This is a genomic window from Billgrantia lactosivorans (assembly GCF_003254665.1).
GTDB classification, from domain to species: Bacteria; Pseudomonadota; Gammaproteobacteria; order Pseudomonadales; family Halomonadaceae; genus Halomonas; species Halomonas lactosivorans.
Genome location: NZ_QHGY01000015.1, coordinates 40,318 through 62,433 on the forward strand (window position 1 = coordinate 40,318; position 22,116 = coordinate 62,433).

Annotated in this window: 20 protein-coding genes and 1 other RNA gene; 15 read left to right on the forward strand and 6 right to left on the reverse strand. The window is 66.9% G+C overall.

Annotation, left to right across the window (positions count from 1 at the left end):
• Nucleotides 1-350 precede the first annotated feature (350 nt).
• The 3 genes from DIS04_RS18590 to DIS04_RS18600 all read right to left on the reverse strand — a co-directional run bounded on the left by DIS04_RS18590 (nt 351) and on the right by DIS04_RS18600 (nt 1,531).
• Complete coding sequence (locus tag DIS04_RS18590; protein WP_111415283.1) at nt 351-980, reverse strand: 5-formyltetrahydrofolate cyclo-ligase; 630 nt, start codon at nt 978-980, stop codon at nt 351-353.
• Nucleotides 981-989: 9 nt separating this feature from the next.
• Nucleotides 990-1,174, reverse strand: a non-coding RNA gene (gene ssrS, locus DIS04_RS18595) — 6S RNA.
• Nucleotides 1,175-1,210: 36 nt separating this feature from the next.
• The gene (locus DIS04_RS18600) at nt 1,211-1,531 is read right to left on the reverse strand and encodes a cell division protein ZapA (protein WP_111415284.1); all 321 of its coding nucleotides are present in this window, start codon (nt 1,529-1,531) and stop codon (nt 1,211-1,213) included.
• A gap of 159 nt (nt 1,532-1,690) precedes the next feature.
• On the opposite strand from DIS04_RS18600, the gene DIS04_RS18605 reads away from it, so the two are divergent.
• From DIS04_RS18605 to DIS04_RS18620, 4 genes are all read left to right on the forward strand, one after another.
• Nucleotides 1,691-2,266, forward strand: coding sequence for a UPF0149 family protein (locus DIS04_RS18605; RefSeq protein ID WP_111415285.1), 576 nt, complete (start codon nt 1,691-1,693; stop codon nt 2,264-2,266).
• A 40-nt stretch (nt 2,267-2,306) separates the two neighbouring features.
• A complete protein-coding gene (pepP, locus tag DIS04_RS18610) occupies nt 2,307-3,644 on the forward strand; it encodes a Xaa-Pro aminopeptidase (protein WP_111415286.1) in 1,338 nt (445 codons plus the stop codon).
• A 77-nt stretch (nt 3,645-3,721) separates the two neighbouring features.
• On the forward strand, nt 3,722-4,933 hold the full coding sequence (gene ubiH, locus DIS04_RS18615; RefSeq protein ID WP_111415287.1) for a 2-octaprenyl-6-methoxyphenyl hydroxylase: 1,212 nt from the start codon (nt 3,722-3,724) through the stop codon (nt 4,931-4,933).
• A gap of 60 nt (nt 4,934-4,993) precedes the next feature.
• Complete coding sequence (locus tag DIS04_RS18620) at nt 4,994-6,232, forward strand: UbiH/UbiF/VisC/COQ6 family ubiquinone biosynthesis hydroxylase (RefSeq protein WP_111415288.1); 1,239 nt, start codon at nt 4,994-4,996, stop codon at nt 6,230-6,232.
• 18 nt (nt 6,233-6,250) lie between these two features.
• On the opposite strand, the gene DIS04_RS18625 is transcribed toward DIS04_RS18620, so the two are convergent.
• The 3 genes from DIS04_RS18625 to gpmI form a co-directional block, all read right to left on the reverse strand.
• On the reverse strand, nt 6,251-7,570 hold the full coding sequence (locus DIS04_RS18625; protein ID WP_111415289.1) for a S41 family peptidase: 1,320 nt from the start codon (nt 7,568-7,570) through the stop codon (nt 6,251-6,253).
• Between the two features lie 71 nt (nt 7,571-7,641).
• Complete coding sequence (locus DIS04_RS18630) at nt 7,642-8,793, reverse strand: murein hydrolase activator EnvC family protein (RefSeq protein ID WP_245904615.1); 1,152 nt, start codon at nt 8,791-8,793, stop codon at nt 7,642-7,644.
• Between the two features lie 22 nt (nt 8,794-8,815).
• Entirely contained in the window at nt 8,816-10,384 is a 1,569-nt protein-coding gene (gene gpmI, locus DIS04_RS18635) for a 2,3-bisphosphoglycerate-independent phosphoglycerate mutase (protein ID WP_111415290.1), read from the reverse strand.
• A gap of 318 nt (nt 10,385-10,702) precedes the next feature.
• Between gpmI and DIS04_RS18640 the strand changes: the two genes are divergently transcribed.
• The 11 genes from DIS04_RS18640 (at nt 10,703) to DIS04_RS18690 (ending at nt 21,999) form a co-directional block, all read left to right on the forward strand.
• Nucleotides 10,703-11,125, forward strand: a complete 423-nt coding sequence (locus DIS04_RS18640; RefSeq protein ID WP_111415291.1) for a rhodanese-like domain-containing protein — start codon at nt 10,703-10,705, stop codon at nt 11,123-11,125.
• Between the two features lie 40 nt (nt 11,126-11,165).
• Nucleotides 11,166-11,693 carry a protein-export chaperone SecB gene (gene secB / locus DIS04_RS18645; protein ID WP_111415292.1) on the forward strand — a complete coding sequence of 176 codons (528 nt, stop codon included), beginning with the start codon at nt 11,166-11,168 and terminating at the stop codon, nt 11,691-11,693.
• An 11-nt stretch (nt 11,694-11,704) separates the two neighbouring features.
• The gene (locus DIS04_RS18650) at nt 11,705-12,439 is read left to right on the forward strand and encodes a 16S rRNA (uracil(1498)-N(3))-methyltransferase (RefSeq protein ID WP_111415293.1); all 735 of its coding nucleotides are present in this window, start codon (nt 11,705-11,707) and stop codon (nt 12,437-12,439) included.
• Nucleotides 12,440-12,644: 205 nt separating this feature from the next.
• On the forward strand, nt 12,645-13,562 hold the full coding sequence (gene kdgD / locus DIS04_RS18655; protein WP_111415294.1) for a 5-dehydro-4-deoxyglucarate dehydratase: 918 nt from the start codon (nt 12,645-12,647) through the stop codon (nt 13,560-13,562).
• Nucleotides 13,563-13,588: 26 nt separating this feature from the next.
• On the forward strand, nt 13,589-14,644 hold the full coding sequence (locus DIS04_RS18660) for an ABC transporter substrate-binding protein (RefSeq protein WP_111415295.1): 1,056 nt from the start codon (nt 13,589-13,591) through the stop codon (nt 14,642-14,644).
• 109 nt (nt 14,645-14,753) lie between these two features.
• Nucleotides 14,754-15,197 carry a tripartite tricarboxylate transporter gene (locus DIS04_RS18665; RefSeq protein ID WP_111415296.1) on the forward strand — a complete coding sequence of 148 codons (444 nt, stop codon included), beginning with the start codon at nt 14,754-14,756 and terminating at the stop codon, nt 15,195-15,197.
• A 17-nt stretch (nt 15,198-15,214) separates the two neighbouring features.
• The gene (locus tag DIS04_RS18670; protein ID WP_111415297.1) at nt 15,215-16,720 is read left to right on the forward strand and encodes a tripartite tricarboxylate transporter permease; all 1,506 of its coding nucleotides are present in this window, start codon (nt 15,215-15,217) and stop codon (nt 16,718-16,720) included.
• A 25-nt stretch (nt 16,721-16,745) separates the two neighbouring features.
• Nucleotides 16,746-18,308 carry a galactarate dehydratase gene (gene garD / locus DIS04_RS18675; protein WP_111415298.1) on the forward strand — a complete coding sequence of 521 codons (1,563 nt, stop codon included), beginning with the start codon at nt 16,746-16,748 and terminating at the stop codon, nt 18,306-18,308.
• A gap of 53 nt (nt 18,309-18,361) precedes the next feature.
• A complete protein-coding gene (locus DIS04_RS18680; protein ID WP_111415299.1) occupies nt 18,362-19,687 on the forward strand; it encodes an enolase C-terminal domain-like protein in 1,326 nt (441 codons plus the stop codon).
• Between the two features lie 18 nt (nt 19,688-19,705).
• Nucleotides 19,706-21,046 carry an enolase C-terminal domain-like protein gene (locus DIS04_RS18685; RefSeq protein ID WP_111415300.1) on the forward strand — a complete coding sequence of 447 codons (1,341 nt, stop codon included), beginning with the start codon at nt 19,706-19,708 and terminating at the stop codon, nt 21,044-21,046.
• 197 nt (nt 21,047-21,243) lie between these two features.
• Nucleotides 21,244-21,999, forward strand: coding sequence for a FadR/GntR family transcriptional regulator (locus tag DIS04_RS18690; RefSeq protein ID WP_245904617.1), 756 nt, complete (start codon nt 21,244-21,246; stop codon nt 21,997-21,999).
• Nucleotides 22,000-22,116 lie beyond the last annotated feature (117 nt).

Consider the following 22,116-nt stretch of genomic DNA (forward strand, 5'->3'; position numbering starts at 1 on the left):
CCGTTAGTAAGCGATGACTTACGCCAAAGGCGGGAATTGGCTTGGGTTTCATTATGTAATCGACGCTTCAACCAGTTGTCATCAACGTGTTACAGGCCCTATAGTCGGCGCAGTCGCGACCCTCTCGCGACGCTGTTAACCCCCGGCAACGTCAGGAGCAGGTAACAATGAAGCGTAAGCCCGATCTGGTCATGGCACTGGTGCTGGCCTTCGGCATTGGCGTGGTGGTCACCGGCTATGCCCAGGCGCTGACCGGCGGCTGAGTCGGCAGGTAGTGCCATGATCAGACCCACTGACGACCGGTCGAAGCGCGCTTCGGCCGGTTTTTTATTGGCCCGTGACGCCTTCGCTCAGGGGCGTATGACGCCGAGATCGCTGACGATGGCATCCAGCGGCACATCCCAGGGGGCCGAGGGCAGGCGGTCCACCCGCTGGCAATCGTGGGCCAGCCCGATCAGCGTCGGACGCGGCCCCGGACGCCGGGTGAAGGCCAGGCTACGGTCGTAGAAGCCGCCCCCCATGCCCATGCGCTGGCCCTGAGCGTCGAAGCCGACCAGCGGCAGCAGGACCAGGTCCAGCGCCCAGGTCGCCCGCCGCCGGGCGCGATGGGCGCCATGCCGCGTCTGCGGCTCGGGGATGCCGAAGCGGTTGCGCCGCATGGGCGTGCCGGGGTGGTAGTGCACGAACCACAGGCTGTTGTCCGACAGCGGCTTGAGCACGGGCAGGTAGACACGGACCCCGCGACGGGTCAGCCAGGGGATCAGCGGGCGGGAGTCGATTTCGCCATCGTTGGGCAGGTAGAGCGCCACGTGCCTGGCGCGGCGCACCTCGGGCAGCTGACGCAGGCGTCGACACAGGGCAAGGTCGGCCCGGCGGCGTTGCCGCGGGCTCAGCGCACGCCGTCGCCGTCTCAGCTCCTGGCGCAACTGGCGCCGCGAGGCGAAATTATCCGAGACGAGCGTGTCTTGCCGAGCGTGCATGATAAGGTGGAGTTCCCCAGAGTGCCGCTGTCGTTCTGGCCCTTGAACCCTTGGTTCAAGGTGGGTGGCCGCAGCCGAACCGTCAGGCTTTCCGACGCACGGACATGCACACGGGTCCGGCTAGCCGATGGCCGCCCTGGGTATTGCTCATAGGCTCGAGGGACTTCAACGACTGGCCAACACCCCAGGGAACACCTTCATCCTAACAGAGCACACGGGCGGGTCCAATGTCATTCGGCGGGAGTTATGTTACCCGGCGTCGCGCCGGCCATGGCCTGCTCCAGGCGCTCGCTGAGCCGGTCGAGGTGCTGCTCTTCGCTGCGCCGGGTGTCCAGCACCTCGAGCAGTTCGTGGGTGATGTTCAGCGCCGCCATGAGTGCCACGCGTTCGCTGCCGAGCAGGTTGTTCTGCGAGTGGATGCCCTGCATGGCACGGTCGAGATAGCGGGCGGCACGCTCCAGCTTGCGCTCTTCACCGGGATTGCAGGCGAACACGTAGTGCCGGCCCAGCAGGGTCACCTGGGCGGTGGGACGAGTGGTGTCATCGCTCATGGCGGGCTCCGGTGTCGGCTCGTTGGCCCGATGCGTTAACATCCGGTGAAACGAGACACATCAATTCAGTCATCCACTATAAGAGAGCCTTTCGCGGGCGGTCAACGCAGCGCGGCCTGCGGAAGGCGACTCAGCGCAACTCGCCAAGGAGTTCCCTTCATGTCATCGATCGACGATCGCCCGGATTTCTCCACCCTTGCCGACCTCTTCCTCGCGCATGGCAGCATGCAATCGCCGGCCTTTCTCGACGGCCGGCTGTGCGCCGGGCTGGCGCTGCACGACCTCACTGCCGAGGCTTGGCTGGAGGAGGTCTGCCTGGGGCTCGGCGTCGAGCAGCCACGGGATCGCGACAGCGCCGAGGCGCTGCTGGCCTGGCGCCGTCAGACCCTGGAGGCCCTCGCCGACAGTGCGCTCAACTACGAGCCGCTGCTGCCCGATGAGCTGTTCTCGCTGGCCGAGCGTGCCCGCGGCCTGCAGGAGTGGACCCTCGGTTTCCTCGAGGTGGTCGAGGAGGCCGGCGACCGGCCGCGGCAGGGCTGGTCGTCGGCGCTGCGCGAGGCCATCGACGACCTCGCGGCACTCGGCGACATGCAGACCGACCTCGAGGAGAGCGCCGAGAACGAGAACGATCTCTTCGCCCTGACCGAGCACGCCCGCATGGCGGCGATGCTGCTCTATACCGAGCAGCACCCCGGCCAGCCGCAGGTGGAGAGCGGCGAGCCCACTCGCCACTGAGCCGCCCTACCCCGTTCCCTGGAGCACGCAAGGAGCCCAGATGCTGCCCGACCCCCTACCCCGCCCTGCCCCGATCGGCAACGACGAGTACCGCGCCCGCCGCGCGGCGCTGATGCAGCGCCTGCCGCCGGGCAGCGCCGTGCTGCTGCTCGGCGCCAGCCTCACCACGCGCTCCCGCGACAGCGACTATCCCTTCCGCCAGAACAGCGATTTCCACTACCTCACCGGCTTTCCCGAGCCCGATGCCCTGCTGCTGCTGCTGCCGGGCCGCAGCGAAGGCGAAAGCGTGCTGTTCTGCCAGGACCGAGACCCCGCGCTGGAGGCCTGGACCGGCATCCGCCTGGGCGCCGAGGGCGCCGTGCGCGAGCACGACCTCGACCAGGCCTTCGAGAACGCCCAGCGCGACGAGCGCCTCGAGGCGCTGCTCGATGGCCGCACCGGCCTCTACCTGCTGCTCGACGACGCCGAGGCCATGGCGCTGGCCGACGACGTGCGCGGGCGCCTGGCCGCCCGTGCACGTCGCGGTGCCGAGCCGCCGCGGCGCTACGTCGACCTGGCGCCGCTGCTGCACGAGCAGCGCCTGATCAAGAGCGAGGGCGAGCTGGCGCTGCTGCGCCATGCCGCCGCTATCTCGGCGCTGGCGCACCGGCGTGCCATGGGCGCGGCCCGTCCCGGCCTTGCCGAGTATCACCTGCAGGCCGAGCTGGAGCACGAGTTCCGCTGGCACGGCGGCAGCGGGCCGGCCTACGCCAGCATCGTGGGTGGCGGTGGCAACGCCTGTGTGCTGCACTACATCGAGAATAACGCGCCGTTACACGACGGCGAGCTGGTGCTGATCGATGCCGGCGCCGAGTTCGACCTGTATGCCGGCGACATCACCCGCACCTTCCCGGTCGGGGGGCGCTTCGGCGATGCCCAGCGCGAGCTCTACGAGGTGGTGCTGGCGGCGCAGGAGCGTGCCGTGGCGGCCGTGGCCCCAGGAACCACCCTGCCCGCGCTGCACGAGGGCGTGGTACGCGACCTGACCGCGGGGCTGGTGCGCCTGGGCCTGCTCGACGGCGAGGTCGAGGCGCGTATCGAGGACGAGAGCTACAAGCGCTTCTATCTGCACTCGACCTCGCACTGGCTGGGGCTCGACGTGCATGACGTGGGTGACTATCGCCTCGAGGGCGAGCCGCGACCGCTGGCAGCGGGAATGGTGCTGACGGTGGAGCCGGGGCTGTACATCCCCGCCGATGCCGACATCCCCGAGCGGTTTCGCGGCATCGGCATCCGCATCGAGGACGATGTCGCGGTGACCGCCGAGGGGCACGAGGTATTGACCGCCGCAGTGCCCAAGCGCGTGGCGGAAATCGAAGCCCTGATGGCGAAGCATTGATCAGTGAAGAAAGAGGGGTGCATGAAATTACGTAATCTACATTACGCTATGATGGGCCGTAGCAGCGGCCCGCTGGCATGACCGCCGCGGCCGTACGCCAGGTGGACATCGCCATCGTTGGCGGCGGCCTGGTGGGCGCCAGCCTGGCCTGTGCCCTGGCGCCGCTGATCGAGCGCCACGGCCTGACGGTGGCGGTGATCGAGGCGGCCCCCATTCCCGACAGCGCCGCGGCGCCCTGGCAGCCCAGCTTCGATGCGCGCTCCAGCGCCATTGCCCAGGGCTCGGCGGAGCGCTTTCGCGGCATGGGGCTGTGGGCGGCGATGGCCGAGCAGGCGGCGGCCATCCAGCGCATCCACGTCAGCGAGAGAGGCCGGCTTGGCGCGACCCGCCTCACCGCCGCCGAGCTCGGCCAGCCGGCGCTGGGCTACGTCGTTGCCAACGCCTGGATGGGGCGGGTGCTGCATCGGCGCCTGGCCGAGCTGCCCATCGACTGGCACTGCCCGGCCAGCGTCGAGGCGATCGAGCCCGACACGCCGGGCTATCGACTCTCCCTCTCCGATGGCTGTACGCTGCATGCCGGCCTGACGGTGCTGGCCGACGGCGGCCGCTCGGGGCTCAAGGAGCAGCTGGGCATCGCCAGCGATGCGACGCCCTACGATCAGGTCGCGCTGATCGCCAACGTCGAGATGAGCGAGCCCCACGCGGGGGTGGCCTACGAACGCTTCACCCGCGAGGGGCCGATTGCCCTGCTGCCGCTGCCGGGGCAGCAGATGGCGCTGATCTGGACCCATCACGCGGGGCGCGAGACGGCCCGGCTGGCGCTCGGCGACGGCGACTTCCTGGCCGAGCTGCAGCGGGCCTTCGGCGATCGCGCCGGGCGCTTTCGCCGCGTCGGCAGCCGCCACGCCTACCCGCTGACGTTGGTCACCGCGCGGGAAACCATCCGCCCGGGGCTGGCGGTGCTGGGCAACGCCGCCCATTCGCTGCACCCGGTGGCGGGCCAGGGCTTCAACCTGGCGCTGCGCGGCGTGACGGACCTGGTCGCCGCGCTGGAGACGGCGCTGGCCAGCGGCGAACCGCTCGGAGGCATGCTGACGCTGCGCGACTTCGAGGCCAGGCGCATCGTCGACCGCCACCAGGTGATCCGCTTCAGCGATGGCCTGGTGCGTCTGTTCGGCATCGATAGCGGCCTGCTGGCGCATGCGCGGGCGGCGGGGCTGGTGGGGCTCAACCTGCTCGGCCCGCTGCGCCGCGGACTGGCACGTCGGGCCATGGGGCTGGAACGCTGAAGCGGACAGCAAGGTGAACGTGCCCCGCCTGACCGAGGGCGGCCGAGAGAGAGATTAGCAATGACGGATACGGCCAAGCAGCCGACGACGCAATACGACGTCATCGTGGTGGGTGGCGGCATGGTGGGCGCCGCACTGGCGGCGCTGCTGGGTCAGGCGGGGGTCGCCGTGGCGCTGCTCGATGCGCGCCCCGCACCGCTGCCGGCCGACGAAGTGGGCATCGGCCTGCCGGCGATGCGCGTCAGCGCCCTGACGCCGGTCTCCCAGCGCCTGCTCGAGGGGCTCGGCGCCTGGTCCTGGATGGCGGCACGCCGTGTGACCCCCTATCGCTTCATGCAAGTGTGGGACGGCGAAGGCAGCGGCGAGGTGCGATTTTCGGCGGAGCAGGCCGGCGTGCCGTTGCTCGGGCACATCGTCGAGAACGACGTGGTCCTGGCGGCCCTCGAGAGGCGCCTGGACGAGCTGCCCTCGGTCTCCGTGCAGCTGGGTACCCGCGTCACCGGCTTGCACGAGGGGGGCGAGGTGGTGCTGGAGGACGGCCGCCGCCTGGCAGCGCCGCTGGTGGTGGCGGCCGACGGCGCCGGGTCGCCGCTGCGCGAGATGGCGGGCATCCCCGTGCATACCCGCGACACCGGTCATGTCGCGGTGGTGACCACGGTGCACAACGCCCGTGAGCATGGCGGCGTGGCGCGCCAGGTCTTCCTCGCCAGCGGGCCGCTGGCGTTCCTGCCGCTGACGGTGGCAGGCGACGCGCGCTACTGCTCGATCGTCTGGTCGACCTCGCCCGCGGAAGCCGCGCGGCTCACGGCGCTCTCCCCGGCGGCACTGGGCCGCGAGCTGGAGGCGGCCTTCGAGTCGCGCCTGGGCGCGGTGGAGGTCGTCGACAGGGCGTTGGCGGTGCCGCTGACCCAGCGTCATGCCGAACGCTACGTTCTGCCGGGTTTTGCCCTGGTGGGCGATGCGGCGCACAGTATCCACCCGCTGGCGGGCCAGGGGGTCAACCTGGGGCTGATGGATGTCGCGGTGCTGGCCGAGGAGCTGCTGGCCGCGCGTCGTCGTGGCATCGCCCTGGGCGAGCCGCGCATGCTGCAGCGCTATGCCCGCCGTCGCCGCGGCGACAACGCCGCCATGCTGGCGCTGATGGATGGGTTCCGCCTGCTGTTCGGCACCCGCCACCCGGCGCTGACCCTGCTGCGTAACCTGGGGCTGTCAGGGGTCGACCGGCTCACGCCGGTCAAGCGGCTGCTCATGCAGCAGGCGATCGGCCGGCGTGGCACGCTGCCGCTCGCCTGCCGCTGAGCGGGACGCCGCCCGGCCCTAGCGGTCGCGCCGTTCCAGGACGTTGAGCGCCTTGAGCAGGTTGAGTGCCTCGCCGAGCTGGTAGTCCTCGCGCAGCCGGGTGGAGGATTCGCTGGAGGTCCGCGGCTCGCCGCTCGAGCGCAGGTGGCCCTCCAGGTCGGCCTCGCGCAGCTGGCGGCTGCCCTCGGTCACCTCGATGCGTCCGCGCACCACGGTGACGTCGGGCTCGATGCCGAGCGCCTGGATCGAGCGCCCGTTGGGCGTGTAGTAGAGCGCGGTGGTCAGCTTCAGCCCCTCGCCGTTGCCCAGCGGCAGGACCTGCTGCACCGAGCCCTTGCCGAAGCTTTCTGTGCCCATGATCACGCCGCGGCGCTGGTCCTGCAGCGCACCGGCAACGATCTCCGCGGCCGAGGCGCTGCCGCCGTTGATCAGCACCACCAGCGGTACGTCGGGGGCGACGGTCTCGCGGCTGGCCGAGAAGCGCATCTCGGTGTCCGGCAGGCGCCCTTCGGTGTAGACCACCAGGCCGCTGTCGAGGAAGGCGTCGGCTACGGCCACGGCGGACTGCAGGACGCCGCCGGGATTGTTGCGCAAATCGAGGATGAGCCCCTGGAGCGGCTCGTCACGCTGCATGCGGCGGATGGCGTCGTTGACCTGATCGCCGGTGCGATTCTGGAACTGGCTCACCCGCAGGTAGCCGTAGCCGGCCTCCAGCATCTCGCTGCGCACGCTCTCGGTACGGATGATCTCGCGGGTCAGGGTGACCTCGATCGGGGCATCCTCGCCGCTGCGCTGCAGCGTCAGGTGGATCTCGCTGCCCGGCTCGCCGCGCATCAGGGTCACGGCTTCCTGCAGCGAGAGCCGCTCGGTGGGGGTGTCGTCGATCGCCAGGATGACGTCGCGCGCCTGCACCCCGGCCCGCGACGCCGGGGTGTCGTCGATCGGCGTGATGACGGTCAGGCGGCCCTCCTCGAGGCCCACCTCGATGCCGATGCCGCCGAATTCGCCCTCGGTGGACTCCCTCAGGCTCTGGAACTCCTCGTTATCGAGGTAGGCGGAGTGCGGGTCGAGCTCGCTGAGCATGCCGCGCATGGCATTGCGCAGCAGCGTGCGGTCGTCGACCTCCTCCACGTAGGCCCGCTTGATGCGCTCGAATACCTCGGCGAAGGTCTGGATGTCCTCCAGCGGCAGATCGGTCGCCGGCAGCTCCTCCGCCGACGGCTCGTCCTGGGCAGCGGCCGGGAAGGGCACAAGGGGCAGGGCCATCAGCGCCATCGGCAGCAGCGCCGCCAGCAGGCGTCGTGGTGCGGGCAGTAGGCGGGCAGGGCGTGAAGGCATGCGAACTCCGCTGTTTCGAGGCGAGGCTATCCAGCATATCCCGTGGTTCGGGGCTTGTGAAATCCCTGTCGTCATCTTCGTGCGATCCATGCCTGGGGGTCGATGGGGTCGCCGTTGCGGCGAACCTCGAAGTAGAGCGCCGGCGTGGAGTGGCCGCCGCTCACGCCCACCGTGCCGATGGCATCGCCGCGGGTGACGGCTTCGCCGACCTCGACGCCGAAGCGCTGCAGGTGGGCGTAGAGCGTCATGATCTGGTCGCCATGGTCGAGGATCAACAGGTTGCCGAAGCCGCGCATCCAGTCGGCGAACACCACCCGTCCGGCGTGTACCGCCTCCACGGGGGTACCCTCGCGGGCTTCGATCAGGATGCCGTTGTAGTGCACGCCAGCGTCGCGGCGGTAGCTCGAGGCGACCTCGCCCTGCACCGGCCAGGGCAGGTCGCCCTGGGTACGCTCGATCTCCGTGGAGGGCGGCGGGCGTTCGAGCCGGGCGAGCTCCTCGCGCACGCGCTCGAGGACCAGCTCCGCCTCGTCGCGGTCGCGGTCGAGGCGCGCCAGGCGCGACTGCTCGTCGCTGTAGCGCGCGTCCAGCTCCGCCACCAGGCGCTCGCGCTCGGCCATTCGCTCGGTCAGCTCGCGGCTGCGCTCGGCCAGCTCCTCGGCCAGGCCGTCCAGCCGTTCGCCGCGGCGCTGTCGTTCGCGACGATTCTCGGCCAGTTCGGCGTCGAGTCGGGCGATCTCGTCGAGCCGCTCATGGCGCGCCTGGGCCAGGTGGTTGAGATAGGTCTGCAACCGGTCGAGCCGCGCCGGGTCGTCCTGGTTGAGCAGCAGCTTGAGCTGCGGGGTGAGCCCCAGGCGGTAGAGCGCGTCCAGCTGCGCGTCGAGCATCTCCACCTGCTCGGCCCGCTCGGCCTGCAGCTCGCCGCGGGCGGCTTGAAGGGCGGCGATCTCGTCGGCGAGGCGCCGCCGGTCGGCCTGAATGACATCCAGCCGGCGGTGGGTATCGGCCAGGTCGGTCTCCACCTCGCGCAGCTCGTTGCTGGCCGCGTCCTGGGCCTGTCGCGTCTGGCCCAGGCGGCGGCTGAGCGCCTGGATCTCGCTGCCGATGGCGTCGAGGCGCTCGCGAGCCTCCCGTTCGCTGGGCTGGGCGCTGGCCGTGGCCGGCAGCAGCAGCATGGCCACCAGCGCGCCCCGCAGGAGACGGCGCCACCGGGCTCGGTTCATGGCTGGCAGGGCTCGCGCGCGATCATGCCGGTTCGATCAGCACCCGGCCGGTCATCTCCTCGGGAATCGGCTGGTCCATCATGCTCAGCAGGGTCGGTGCGATGTCGCACAGGCGGCCGTCGTCGAGCAGCCGGACGGGCCGGGGGCCGACATAGATCAGCGGCACCTCGAAGGTGGTGTGGGCGGTCTGCGCCACGCCGGTGTCGGGGTTGACCATCTGCTCGGCGTTGCCGTGGTCGGCGGTGATCAGGCAGGCGCCGCCGGCACGCTCGATCGCCTCGACCACGCGCCCGACGCAGGCATCCACCGCCTCGATCGCCTTGACCGCGGCGTCGAAATCGCCGGTATGGCCGACCATGTCGCCGTTGGCATAGTTGCACACGATCAGATCGTAATGGCCGGCGTCGATCGCCTCCACCAGGCGGTCGGTCACTTCGACGGCGCTCATCTCCGGCTTCTCGTCGTAGGTCTTGACGTCCTGCGGCGAGGGCACCAGCACGCGGGTCTCGCCCTCGAACTCGGCTTCCCGGCCGCCGGAGAAGAAGAAGGTGACGTGGGCGTACTTCTCGGTCTCGGCGATGCGCAGCTGGGTCAGGCCGCGGCGCTCCATCACCTCGCCCAGGGTGTTGTGCAGGTCGGCCGGCGGGAAGGCGGCGGGGGCGGGAATGTCGGCGGCGTACTGGGTCAGGGTGACCAGGCTGCCGCCGGCCAGCGCCGGACGCAGGCGACGCGGAAAGCCGCTGAAGTCGTCCTCGACGAAGGCTCGCGTCAGCTCGCGCGCGCGGTCGGCACGGAAGTTCATGAAGATGGCGGCGTCGCCGTCGGCGATGGTCGCGTGGACGTGGTCGGCCTGGATGACGGTGGCCGAGACGAACTCGTCGTTCTCGCCGCGCTCATAGGCGTCGCGCAGGCCCTGTTCGGCGCTGGTGGCCTCGAATTCGCCGACGCCCTCGGTCAGCAGGCGGTAGGCCTTCTCGACGCGATCCCAGCGGTTGTCGCGGTCCATGGCGAAGTAGCGGCCGATGATCGAGGCGACGAAGCCGTTGTCGGCGCCGACCAGCTCGCTGAGCCTGGCGTTGGTGCGCTCGAGGGAGGCCAGCGCGCTGCGCGGCGCGGTGTCGCGGCCGTCGAGGAAGGCGTGTACGTAGATGCGCTGGGCGCCGCGGCGGGCGGCCAGTTCGGCCATGGCCAGGATATGGTCCTCGTGGCTGTGCACGCCACCCGGCGAGAGCAGGCCGAGCAGGTGCACGGCGCGGTCGGCGGCCACGGCGGCATCGATGGCGTCGGTCAGCGCGGCGATGACGTCGAGGTCGCCGTCCTCGATCGCCTTGGAAATGCGCGTGAGCTCCTGGTACACCACCCGGCCCGCGCCCAGGTTCATGTGGCCGACCTCGGAATTGCCCATCTGCCCCTCGGGCAGGCCCACGTACTTGCCGTCGGTGTGCAGCAGCGCATGGGGGCGCTGCTGCCACAGCCGGTCCATGTTGGGCGTATGCGCGGCGGCCACGGCGTTGTCGGTGGGGTCGGGGTTGTGACCGTAGCCGTCGAGTATGATCAGGGCAACGGGGCGCGGGGCGGTCTGGGTCGTCATGGGGGGTGCGGGCCTCTTGAACGTGGTGGGCGCGACGTCGGCCGTCCGGGAGGCTGTCCGCGCCCTCCCGGCGGTCTGGCAATGCCGCGGAGGCGGGCCTGGTATCGGCTGGGCCGCGCGAGACAGGCGCCTGGACGACGGGGGTCGCGACTTGTATCGGCTTGCGGCATCATAACGCACGGCCAGGCGAGCGTCATGGTCCCGGCCGATCGCCGGCTGGCCATGCCGCGGGTACCGCCGCATGGTGTATACTCTCGCCTTCCGGGTGCCCTACCCTACCGCCATTCCCGCTTTCCGCAACAAGAGTGTGCCGGATCCATGATCGATCAGCTGTTCGAATTCGTGCAGAATCACCCGCTTCTGGTGGGTGCCTTCCTCCTGGTGCTGACCGCCTGGATCGCCTACGAGGTCCGCAACAGCGCCTCCAGCGGCGTATCGTCCAGTCAGGCGACCCAACTGATCAACCGCGAGGACGCGGTGATCGTGGACACCCGCGAGGCGGGCGATTTCAAGGCCGGCCACATCGCCGGGGCGCGCCACATCCCCCAGAGCCGCATCGACGAGCGCATCGGCGAGCTGGAGAAGGTCAAGGACAAGCCGATCGTGGTGGTCTGCAAGAGTGGCCAGGCTTCCGGCATCACCGTGGCCAAGCTGGTCAAGGCCGGCTTCTCGCGGGTCTACAAGCTCAAGGGCGGCATGATGCAGTGGCAGGCCGACGGTCTGCCGGTGGTCAAGAAATAGTCAATACACAAGACGCAAGCACGCAAAAGGAACCTTTCCCATGGCCGAAGAGAACAGCCAGAACGCCGCCGGCGGCAACCAGGCCGCTGCCGACACGCAGAACCGGCAACAGCTCCAGTTCGCCGTGCAGCGCATCTACGTCAAGGACATCTCCTTCGAGGCGCCGAATTCGCCCGCGGTGTTCCAGCAACCGTTCAAGCCCAAGGTCAGCCTGGACCTCAACACCAGCAACAGCAAGGTCGGTGAAGACCTCTATGAGGTCACGATCAAGGTGACCGCCCAGGTGCGCCACAGCGAGGAGGGCACCACCTCCTTCCTGGCCGAGATCGAGCAGGCCGGGCTGTTTCGCATCAGCGGCATCGAGGGTGCCCAGCTCGACCACACCCTGGGCGCCTTCTGCCCCAACGTGCTGTTCCCCTATGCCCGCGAGTGCGTCGACAACCTGGTCAACCGCGGCGGTTTCCCGCCCCTGATGCTGGCGCCGGTCAACTTCGAGGCGATCTACGCCCAGAAGAAGAAGCGCGAGGCCGAACGCGCCCAGCAGCAGGGCGAGCAGACCACCCAGTAGGGTCGCGCTGCATGTCAACAGGACCGCGCATCCACGTCGCCGCCGACTTCCCCGTCGGCGGCGACGTCGTTCTGCCCGATGGCCCCGCCCGCCACGTGGCGCGGGTGCTGCGCCTGGGCGAAGGGGCGCCGCTGCGGCTCTTCGACGGCGCCGGTGCCGAGGCCCGGGCGGTGCTCGTCGAGGCGGGCCGCAAGCGCGTGGTGGCACGCATCGAGGCCGTCGAGGCGGGGCGCGGCGAGTCACCCCTGGCGGTGCACCTGGGCCAGGCGATCTCCAAGGGCGATCGCATGGACTACGCCATCCAGAAGGCCGTCGAGCTGGGGGTCGCCGCGATCACGCCGCTCTACACCGAGCACGGCGACGTGCGCCTCAAGGGCGAGCGCGAGGCGAAGAAGCTCGCTCACTGGCAGGCGGTGGCCGCCAGCGCCTGCGAGCAGTGCGGGCGTGCCGTGGTGCCCACCGTTCATGCCCCCCTGCTACTGGCCGAGTGGTTGGGCCAGCGCAGCGAGTCCCTCCGCCTGGTGTTGCACCCCGGCACGGCAGGCGCCCTCGAGCGCAGCGACCCTCACGCTTCCGTGGCCCTGCTGATCGGCCCTGAGGGTGGACTCTCCGACAGCGAAGTCGAGGCCGCGATGGCCTGCGATTTTTCACCTCTCTCGCTCGGCCCGCGCATCCTGCGCACCGAGACCGCGCCGGTGGTGGCGCTCGCCCTGCTGCAGTACCGCTTCGGCGACCTGATGAGCTGAGCGGTCCCCTCCACATCGGCTCTGCGGTGCCGGCTGCCTCTGGCTAGACTTTGGTCGTAATTTTCTTCCGGTCACTTGCGGACCGTGCGGCACCCCATTAGCTTGTCACTTGTATGATGTATGACAATATGCGCTGCCGGAGCCACGCTCAACCTGGCTGGCCACTCAGAAGAACCGGCGAGGCGTCGACCAAGAGGAACGATTTGTGAACTTTTCTCGATCAGCCGTGAAGCAAGCCGTAGGCGACGGACTGCTCTCCTTCCCGATCACCGATTTCGACGGCGATGGCCGCTTCGATGCCGATAGCTATCGCCGTCGCCTGGAGTGGTTCGTCAGTCATGACATTTCCGCCGTCTTCGTGGCCGGCGGCACGGGCGAGTTCTTCAACCTGTCGCTGGACGAGTACCGCGAGATCGTACGCGTGGCGGTGGAGACGGTCGACGGCAAGCTGCCCGTGATCGCCAGCGCCGGGCTGAGCGTGGCCAGCGGCCAGGCCTTCGCCAAGGCCGCCGAGGAGGCCGGTGCCGACGGCATCCTGCTGATGCCGCCCTACCTGACCGAATGTCCCCAGGAAGGGCTGGTCGAGTATGCCCGCCGGATCTGCGATGCCACCGAGCTCAACGTCATCTACTACAACCGCGGCAACGGAGTTCTCGACGCCGCTTCGGTCCAGGCGCTGGCGGACCGGTGCCCGAACCTGATCGGCCTGAAGGACGGCAAGGGCGACATCCAGCTGCTCAACAAGATCGTCAAGAGCGTAGGCGAGCGGCTGGTCTACGTGGGCGGCGTGCCCACCGCGGAGATCTTCGCCGAGGCCTACCTCTCCATCGGGGTGAATACCTACTCCTCGGCGGTGTTCAATTTCGTGCCGGAGATGGCAGTCAAGTTCTACAAGGAACTGCGCAAGGGAAATCGTGAGGTGGTGAAGCAAATTACCAACGACTTCTTCATTCCCTTCGTCGATCTCAGGGACCGAAAAGCGGGTTATGCCGTCAGCCTGATCAAGGCGGGTGCCGAGATCATCGGTCGCCCGGCCGGCAGCGTCCGGGCACCGCTGACCATGCCCACCTCCGAGGAGCACCAGCAGCTCGAGAGGCTGGTGGGTATCGCCAAGCAACTATAAATCGACAACAGCAACGAGGTGATAACATGACTATATCCAAGAAGACCCTTGCAACAGTCGGCTCCGCCGTCGTCCTGGCGTCCATGACCCTCGGTACCGGCGCCGCCATGGCCCAGGCAGGCGAGCTGCGCGGCAATATTCGAGTCGTCATTGGCTCCACCTCGACCGGGGCGGACACCTACCAGAACTCCAGCATCGTGACCGATGCGCTTGCAGAAAAGCTAGACCTGAACATGAAGGTCGATGCGGTTGGGGCCAGTTCGGCGTTTCGTACCCTGGACCGAGATTCGCGTGGCAACACGCTGATGATTTTCCACGACTACGCCTATTTGGGGTACCTGTACGGTGTGGAGGGCTTCAGCGATATCTTCGAGAAGTACACCATCGGGCCGACCGTGTCGATCAATCCGGGCAACGCCTACCTGGTACCCAAGGACTCGCCCTACGAGACTCTCGACGACATCATCGCTGCCGTCGGCGACGGCGAGACCGTGCGCGTGGCAATCCAGCCGGGCGGCGTCTCCGAGATCGGGTTCAGCGCCCTGAAGAACGCCATCGCTATTGAGCATCCGGGGCAGGAAGACAATCTGGTTGCGGTGAACACTGGCTCCCAGTCAGACAAGAACCAGCAACTCTTCGACGATCAGGTCGACGTGATCAACGGCTCCGTGCAGGCTAATGAACAGTACACCCGACTGCCGGAGGATGATCAGAAGGCGATGCGCTTCGTCTGGCTTACCGCCAGCCAGGACACCATCGAGCAGGCGCCGGAAGAAGGGCTGGGCCAGACCTCCCGTGAGCAGCTCCTGGAGTACGTTGAGCCTAACGCCAACGTCACCATGGGCGACGACGAGAACTTTACCTTCGATAAAGAGTTCTTCTTCATTTACAACAAGGATATGGATCCGGGCATCGTCGAGCAGATCGACGAGGCGTTGGCCGAGATCTATGAGGAAGGTGAGATTCAGGAGACCCTGAAGGCCTCCTTCTTTACCCCCAACTTCAGGCCCTCCGGCGAGGCATCCGAGCACCTCCAGGAGAAGATGGCTCGCTATCAAGAGATCATCGACAACATCAAGTAAGCCTTGGGGCACTGACGACGATAGCTTGTCGGTGTCCTGCCTTCAGGCATGAGTTGCTAGAGAAACATGGTTGGCGGGATTGCGGTCCCGCCCGTTTTCCGGAGCCGCTATGGAATCAGATCTCTCCAACCTGCTGAGTGTCTCGGTCGACTTCGAGACCTCCCATCTATTCTTCCCGACGATCATCAACTGGGTCATGGCAGGGCTCTTTCTGGTCATTCTGGTGACCAAGCTGATTCCCTTTCTGGCCGCGGTGAAGCGGGGCGAGCGTACCCTTCCCATCCTGGGTGAATCCATGGATACCAGGCGTTTCTTTGGCACCTTGGTACTGATTGTGGCGTATTTCTACCTGATGGTGGTAGTGGGCGACCTTTTCCCCTACACAGGCTACGGCTTCCTGTTCGTCTCGATGGCCTTCGTGCTGCTGATGTCGCTGCTCTACCTGCATGAGTGGACGAAGAAGGCGCTGGCCATCGTGGCGGTCAACGCAGTCGTTGCGCCCAGCCTGGCCTGGTTTGTCCTGGCCAAACTGTTCACCATCACCCTGCCGTGAGCGAGGCGAGTGCCATCATGGATTTCCTGTCACTTCTCGACATTTCCTTCTTTCTGCTTGTCGCCTTCGGTGCCCTGGTCGGTATCATCTTCGGTGCCATCCCCGGCATGACCGCCACCATGGCGGTGGCCGTCTGTCTGCCCTTGACGTATGCACTGGGCCTGAACCATGGCCTGGCGCTGTTGCTCGGGCTGTACGTGGGCGGCATCTCGGGAGGCATGGTGCCGGCGGTGCTGCTCAATATCCCCGGGACCCCCTCTTCGATCACCACGACGTTCGACGGCTATCCCATGGCCCAGAAGGGTGAGGGAGAGAGAGCCCTGCGGGTCTGTGTCATCGCCTCGGTCATCGGTGGGCTGGTCAGCGCCGCGATCCTCTTCCTGTTCGCTCCGCTGCTGGCGGACTTCTCGATCAAGTTCTCCTACGTGGAAAAGTTCTTGATCATCCTGCTGGCACTGAGCGTCATCGCTTCGTTATCCAGCAACATGCTGATCGGTATCTTCAGTGGCGTGCTCGGCATCTGGCTGAGCCTGATAGGTGACTACAGCACGACGGATGGCGGTAACGGCAAGACGCGGCTGATGTTCGACTTCATGGAGCCCTACCTGTTCGAGGGCTTCTCTCTGCTGCCGGTGCTGATCGGTATCTTCGGCATCTCCACCATCCTGCTCGAGGCCGAGAAGGGAGTTCGCAGCGAGCTTTCCAGCAGTCGGATGGTGATCGGCAAGGCCGCCGGCGTGCTCTCGCTGTTCAAGGGGCGCCTGACCAACCTCGTGCGCTCCTCCTTCATCGGCACCTTTGTCGGGATGTTGCCGGGGGTTGGAGGCAGTGCCGCCTCGGTACTCGCCTACACCCAGGAGAAGAACCTGGCGCGCGATTCCTCGCAGATGGGCAAGGGCGCTCCCCAGGGCCTGATCGCCTCTGAATCCGCCAACAATGCGCTGACCGGTGGTGCGCTGATCCCGCTGCTCTCGCTGGGCATTCCCGGCGATTCCACCACCGCCGTGCTGATCGGGGCCTTCACGCTCCAGGGCATTCAGGTGGGGCCGTTGTTCATTCCCGAGAACGCCGATACCTGGTACGTCATGATTGTGGCGCTGGTATTCGCCAACTTCGTGATGTTCTTCCTGATGTTCTTTGCCATCAAGCATATCGCCAAGGTGGTCATGGTACCCAAGCATATCCTGTATCCGATCATCGTGATGATGTGCGTGGTGGGGGCCTATGCCATCAACTACGGGATCATGTTCGATGTCTGGACCTTGCTGATCTTCGGTGTCTTCGGCTGGCTGATCCAGAAGATAGGCCTCGAGGTTGCCCCGCTGATCATCGGCTTCATCCTGGGCAGCCAGGCGGAGGTCTACTTCGTCAAGAGCCTGGAATCGGCCGGCACTTTAAGCACCTTCTTCACCAAGAGTCCCATTGCCGTGGTGCTTTGGCTTCTGATCCTCGCTTCCGTGGTGTTTTCGGTCGTGATGAGCCTGAAGAGCCGCGCCAAAGGCCGTCAGGAAGTGCTCAGTTGAATCCGCCTGGCAGGAGAGACGTCATATGAGTGCTTACAAAGGCAAGATCATTAGGGTGCACCCTGACGACAACGTCGCCATCGTGGTGGAGTCAGGAGGACTCTCGGCGGGCCAGGCGCTGGGCGACGGGCTGGTTGCGGTCGGCCCGACTCCCCAGGGCCACAAGCTGGCCCTGCGGGATATCGATATCGACGCTCCGATCGTGCGCTACGGCGAAGTCATCGGTCATGCCGTGGCCGCCATCGCCCGGGGCGAGCATGTCGATGAGAGCAAGGTGCGCCTGCCCGGGGCGCCGGCGCTGGAAGCCCTGCCGCTCGCCACGCGGCCGGCACCGGAAGCCGAACCGCTCGAGGGTTATACCTTCGAGGGTTTTCGCAACCCCGACGGCAGCGTGGGCACCAAGAACGTGCTGGGTATCACCAGCAGCGTACAGTGCGTGGCCGGCACGGTGGACTACGTGGTGGGTCGCATCAAGCGCGAGCTGCTGCCGCGCTATCCCAACGTCGACGACGTGGTGGGGCTCAACCACAGCTATGGCTGCGGGGTGGCGATCAACGCCCCCGCTGCCATCGTGCCGATCCGCACCCTCAGGAACATCGCCCTGAACCCCAACTTCGGCAACGAGGTGATGGTCATCGGCCTGGGCTGCGAGAAACTTCAGCCCTCCACCCTGCTCGACGACCGGCCGGTAAAGGTCTACGAGAACACCGAGGCGGCCGACCCTGATGCCAACGTGTTGAGCCTGCAGGACGACGCCTTCGAGGGCTTCGGCGAGATGGTCGAGGGCATCATGGTCATGGCCGAGCGTCACCTCGAGCGGTTGAATCGCCGCCGCCGCGAGACCTGCCCGGCGTCCGAGCTGCGGGTCGGCATGCAGTGCGGGGACAGCGACGCCTTCTCGGGGGTGACCGCCAACCCGGCCGTGGGCTTCGCCACCGACCTCATCGTGCGCGCCGGGGGCAGCGTGATGTTCTCCGAGGTCACCGAGGTGCGCGACGCCATTCACCTGCTGACGCCGCGCGCCGTCGACGAAGAGGTCGGCAGGGCGCTCATCGAACAGCTGGCGTGGTACGACGACTATCTCGCGCAGGGACAGGCCGATCGCAGCGCCAACCCCTCCCCCGGCAACAAGAAAGGGGGGCTCTCCAACGTGGTCGAAAAGGCACTGGGGTCTGTCATCAAGTCCGGCACTTCCCCCATCGTCGACGTCATCGGCCCCGGCGAGCGGCTGCGCCGCAAGGGGCTGACCTTCGCCGCCACGCCGGCCAGCGACTTCATCTGCGGCACGCTGCAACTGGCGGTCGGGATGAACCTGCAGGTGTTCACCACCGGCCGCGGTACGCCCTATGGCCTGTCGATGGTGCCGGTGCTCAAGGTCTCCAGCAACTCTCAATTGGGCCGGCGCTGGCACGACCTCATCGACCTGGATGCGGGGCGCATTGCCACCGGTGACGCCAGCATCGAGGAGGTGGGCTGGGAGCTGTTCCACCTGATTCTCAAGGTGGCTAGCGGACACCAGCAGGCGGCGGCCGAGCGGCTGGGTATCCACAACGATCTGGTGCTGTTCAACCCGGCGCCGGTGACCTGATCGCGGCTGGGATGCGTCCCCGCTGAGCCGAACATTCAAGAGGAAAGAGTCTGATGTTTCCGAAAATCAAGCGCATGCGCATCGTTCCCGTGGCCGGCTACGACGGTTTCCTGCTGAATCTCAGCGGTGGCCATGCGCCCTGGTTCATTCGCTGTGTCGTCATCCTGGAGGATGACGCCGGCAACCAGGGCGTGGGGGAGATCCCCTCCAGCGTCGGCATCCTCAAGGGGCTGGAGCAGTGCCGTAGCTTAGTGGAAGGCTCGCGCGTCAACGAGATCAAGCAGACCCTGAACCAGGCGCGCCTGCTGCTGGCCAGGAACGGGCGAGAGGAGCGCGGTCGCCAGACATTCGACCTGCGTGTGGCGGTGCATGTCATCACCGCCATCGAGTCGGCGCTGTACGACCTCTATGGCCAGGCGCTGCAGCTGCCGGTCGCCGACCTGCTCGGCCAGTACGGGCGTCAGCGCGACGAGGTCGAGGCGCTGGGCTACCTGTTCCTGCTCGGCGATCCGGCCAAGACGGACCTGCCCTATCCCAAGACCGAGAACCCCAGGGACGCCTGGGACGAGGTGCGCTACCGCGAGGCGCTCACGCCTGAAGCCGTAGCCAACCTGGCCAGGGCGGCCTATGAGCGCTACGGCTTCAGGGACTTCAAGCTCAAGGGCGGCGTGCTGCGCGGCGAGGAAGAAGCCGACTGCATCCGAGCGCTGCATGAGGCCTTCCCCGAGGCGCGCCTGACCCTCGACCCCAATGGCGCCTGGAAGCTCGACGAGGCGGTGCGGGTGCTGGAACCGATCAAGGAACTGCTGAGCTATGCCGAGGACCCCTGCGGCCAGGAGGAGAGCTTCTCGGGCCGCGAGACCATGGCTGAATTCAAGAAACGCACCGGGCTGCCCACCGCGACCAACATGATCGCCACCGACTTCAAGCAGCTGCAGTATGCCGTGCAGCTCAACTCGGTGGATATCCCGCTGGCGGACTGCCACTTCTGGACCATGCAGGGGGCGGTCATGGTGGGCGAGCTGTGCCATGAGTGGGGCATGACCTGGGGTTCGCACAGCAACAATCACTTCGATATCTCGCTGGCGATGATGACCCATGTGGCCGCGGCCTGTCCGGGCGAGATCACTGCCATCGACACCCACTGGATCTGGCAGGACGGCCAGCGCATCACCAGGGAGCCGTTCCCGATCCGCGACGGCAAGCTTCAGGTGCCCACTACGCCGGGCCTGGGCGTCGAACTGGATGAGGAGAAGCTGATGGCGGCCCATCGGCTGTACCAGAGCCTCGATGTGACAAGCCGTAACGACGCCATGGCGATGCAATACCTGATTCCCGGCTGGGAGTTCGATCCGAAGAAACCGGCGCTGGTACGCTGAACCAACAGGAGGCGAGGCATGGCATTATCCCAGACGCCAGTCATCGAAGAGGTGTCGGTCATTCCCGTGGCCGGGCGCGACAGCATGCTGCTCAATATCGGTGGCGCGCACTCGCCCTGGTTCACGCGCAATCTGATCCTTCTCAAGGACAGTTCGGGCAACGTGGGCGTGGGCGAGGCGCCGGGCGGGGAAACGATTCGTCAGTCGCTGGAAATGGCCCGTCCGCTCGTGATGGGGCAGCCCATCGGTAAGCTACGCTCCGTGGTGGCCTCGTTGCACTCCGCTGGGCGCAGTGCCGATTTCGAGGACTTTGGCAAGGGCTCGTGGACCTTCGAGCTGCGCGTCAATGCCGTGGCGGCGCTGGAGGCCGCATTGCTCGATCTGCTGGGCAAGTTTCTCGGCGTGCCGGTGGTGGAACTGCTGGGCGATGGGCGGCAGCGCGATAGCGTGGAGGTGCTGTGTTACCTGTTCTTCATCGGCGATGGTCACGCGACTCCGCTGGAGTATCGGCGTGGCACTACCGGCGGGCGCCACGAGTGGTACCGCTTGCGCGACGAGGAGGCCCTGACGGCGGAAAGCATCGTGGCGCTGGCCCAGGCGGCGCAGGATCGCTATGGCTTCAAGGATTTCAAGCTCAAGGGGGGCGTGCTGCCCGGCGTGCAGGAGGTCGAGGCTGTGACCGAGCTGGCCAAGGCATTTCCCGAGGCGCGGGTGACCATCGACCCCAACGGCGCCTGGTCGCTGAACGAGGCAGTGAGCCTGTGCCGTGACTTGCGCGGCGTGCTGGCCTACGCCGAAGATCCGTGCGGCGCCGAGCAGGGTTTCTCCGGGCGAGAGATTCTGGCTGAGTTCCGCCATGCCACAGGCCTGCCCGTGGCGACCAACATGGTGGCCACCAACTGGCGGGAAATGGCCCACGCCTTGATGCTGCGCTCGGTGGACATTCCCCTGGCCGACCCCCACTTCTGGACGCTTTCCGGCGCCGTACGCGTGTCGCAGCTGTGTCAGGACCACGGCATGCACTGGGGCTCGCACAGCAACAACCATTTCGATGTCTCGTTGGCGATGTTTGCGCATGTCGGCGCCGCCGCCGTGGGCCGCATCACGGCCCTGGATACCCATTGGATCTGGCAGGAGGACGATTCTCGCCTGACCAGGGAACCGCTGGAGATCGTCGAAGGCAAGATCGCGGTGCCCGAGACCCCGGGCTTGGGTATCGAGCTCGACATGGGCCGTGTCGAAGAGGCCAATGCACGCTACCTTAAGCTGCCCGCTGGTGGGCGCAACGACGCCATGGCAATGCAGCACCTGGTGCCAGGCTGGAGTTTCGACCCCAAGCGGCCAGCGTTGGTGCGCTGACCCTTGCGACCATTGCGCGAGTGTCCCCTATTTATCCAACAGTTTGGCAATCCTGTGGCAGGAATTAATCTAGTTATTATATGATGTATGATAAATAACACTGATTTCCGTTCTTTCATGGCGTGGTTTTGCTCGCGCGGAGGAAAGATTGGAGCCCACCCCCCTGTCACGACGACTCAAGAGCGATGGATGGCGATATGGCAGCGAGTTCCGATACGGCGGCTGACTTCAAGCGACTGAAAGTCCGGAAGCTTTCACGCCAAGGGAGCCTGTCCCTGCATGTCGCCGACCAGCTCGAGGCACTGATCGTCAACGGCAGTATCGAGGTCGGGGCGCGGCTGCCTACCGAGATCGGGCTGTGCGAGGCCTTCGGCGTCAGCCGCACGGTGATCCGCGAGGCCATCACCCATCTCAAGTCGCTGGGGCTGGTCGAGACGCGCCGCGGTGTCGGCACTACCGTACTGCGCTCGACCACGGTCGAGGCGGTGCCGGCCGAGCGCATCAGCCCGACCACCGTCGAGGACATCCTCCACGTGCTCGAGCTGCGGCTCAATCTCGAACCGGCGGCCGCGGCGCTGGCCGCCGAGCGGCACGACGAGAAGGATCGTCGCATCCTGCGGGACCGGCACGCCGCCTTCCTCGAGGCTCGCGCAGCGAAGTCCCAGGCGCGGCAGGAGGACTACGAGTTCCACTACGCCATCGCCGCGGCCACCGGGAATCCCTTCTTCAAGGTCCTCTACGAACAGCTGAGCCAGAGCGTGATTCCCCGCGCCAAGCTGATGAGCATCGAGATCAATACCGCGGCCACGGACAGGTACCTCGCCCGGGTGGAGGAAGAACACACCTACATTCTCGAGGCGATCCTCGCCCGCGACCCCGAAGCGGCGCGCGAAATGATGTTCCTGCATCTCAATCGCGCGCGAAACATGTACGCCAAGTTCCAGGAGGCCTGAGCCGTCGGCTCTCCCCTGACGAGGCGCTACCGGATATCAGGAGTCATCATGACACTGCAAGGCAAGATGCTGATCGGCCGCGAGGCCGCAAGCGGCAGTTCCAAGCCCATCCACGCC

Bases quoted from the DNA above. Each gene is read 5' to 3' on its own strand.
- DIS04_RS18665 (WP_111415296.1), top strand. From the start codon at position 14,754: ATGGAATCAGATCTCTCCAACCTGCTGAGTGTCTCGGTCGACTTCGAG.
- DIS04_RS18650 (WP_111415293.1), top strand. From the start codon at position 11,705: ATGTCAACAGGACCGCGCATCCACGTCGCCGCCGACTTCCCCGTCGGC.
- DIS04_RS18630 (WP_245904615.1), bottom strand. From the start codon at position 8,793: ATGAACCGAGCCCGGTGGCGCCGTCTCCTGCGGGGCGCGCTGGTGGCC.
- DIS04_RS18590 (WP_111415283.1), bottom strand. From the start codon at position 980: ATGCACGCTCGGCAAGACACGCTCGTCTCGGATAATTTCGCCTCGCGG.
- DIS04_RS18670 (WP_111415297.1), top strand. From the start codon at position 15,215: ATGGATTTCCTGTCACTTCTCGACATTTCCTTCTTTCTGCTTGTCGCC.
- DIS04_RS18625 (WP_111415289.1), bottom strand. From the start codon at position 7,570: ATGCCTTCACGCCCTGCCCGCCTACTGCCCGCACCACGACGCCTGCTG.
- secB (WP_111415292.1), top strand. From the start codon at position 11,166: ATGGCCGAAGAGAACAGCCAGAACGCCGCCGGCGGCAACCAGGCCGCT.
- garD (WP_111415298.1), top strand. From the start codon at position 16,746: ATGAGTGCTTACAAAGGCAAGATCATTAGGGTGCACCCTGACGACAAC.
- DIS04_RS18605 (WP_111415285.1), top strand. From the start codon at position 1,691: ATGTCATCGATCGACGATCGCCCGGATTTCTCCACCCTTGCCGACCTC.
- pepP (WP_111415286.1), top strand. From the start codon at position 2,307: ATGCTGCCCGACCCCCTACCCCGCCCTGCCCCGATCGGCAACGACGAG.
- DIS04_RS18620 (WP_111415288.1), top strand. From the start codon at position 4,994: ATGACGGATACGGCCAAGCAGCCGACGACGCAATACGACGTCATCGTG.
- DIS04_RS18680 (WP_111415299.1), top strand. From the start codon at position 18,362: ATGTTTCCGAAAATCAAGCGCATGCGCATCGTTCCCGTGGCCGGCTAC.
- DIS04_RS18660 (WP_111415295.1), top strand. From the start codon at position 13,589: ATGACTATATCCAAGAAGACCCTTGCAACAGTCGGCTCCGCCGTCGTC.
- DIS04_RS18600 (WP_111415284.1), bottom strand. From the start codon at position 1,531: ATGAGCGATGACACCACTCGTCCCACCGCCCAGGTGACCCTGCTGGGC.
- ubiH (WP_111415287.1), top strand. From the start codon at position 3,722: ATGACCGCCGCGGCCGTACGCCAGGTGGACATCGCCATCGTTGGCGGC.
- DIS04_RS18685 (WP_111415300.1), top strand. From the start codon at position 19,706: ATGGCATTATCCCAGACGCCAGTCATCGAAGAGGTGTCGGTCATTCCC.
- DIS04_RS18690 (WP_245904617.1), top strand. From the start codon at position 21,244: ATGGCAGCGAGTTCCGATACGGCGGCTGACTTCAAGCGACTGAAAGTC.
- DIS04_RS18640 (WP_111415291.1), top strand. From the start codon at position 10,703: ATGATCGATCAGCTGTTCGAATTCGTGCAGAATCACCCGCTTCTGGTG.
- gpmI (WP_111415290.1), bottom strand. From the start codon at position 10,384: ATGACGACCCAGACCGCCCCGCGCCCCGTTGCCCTGATCATACTCGAC.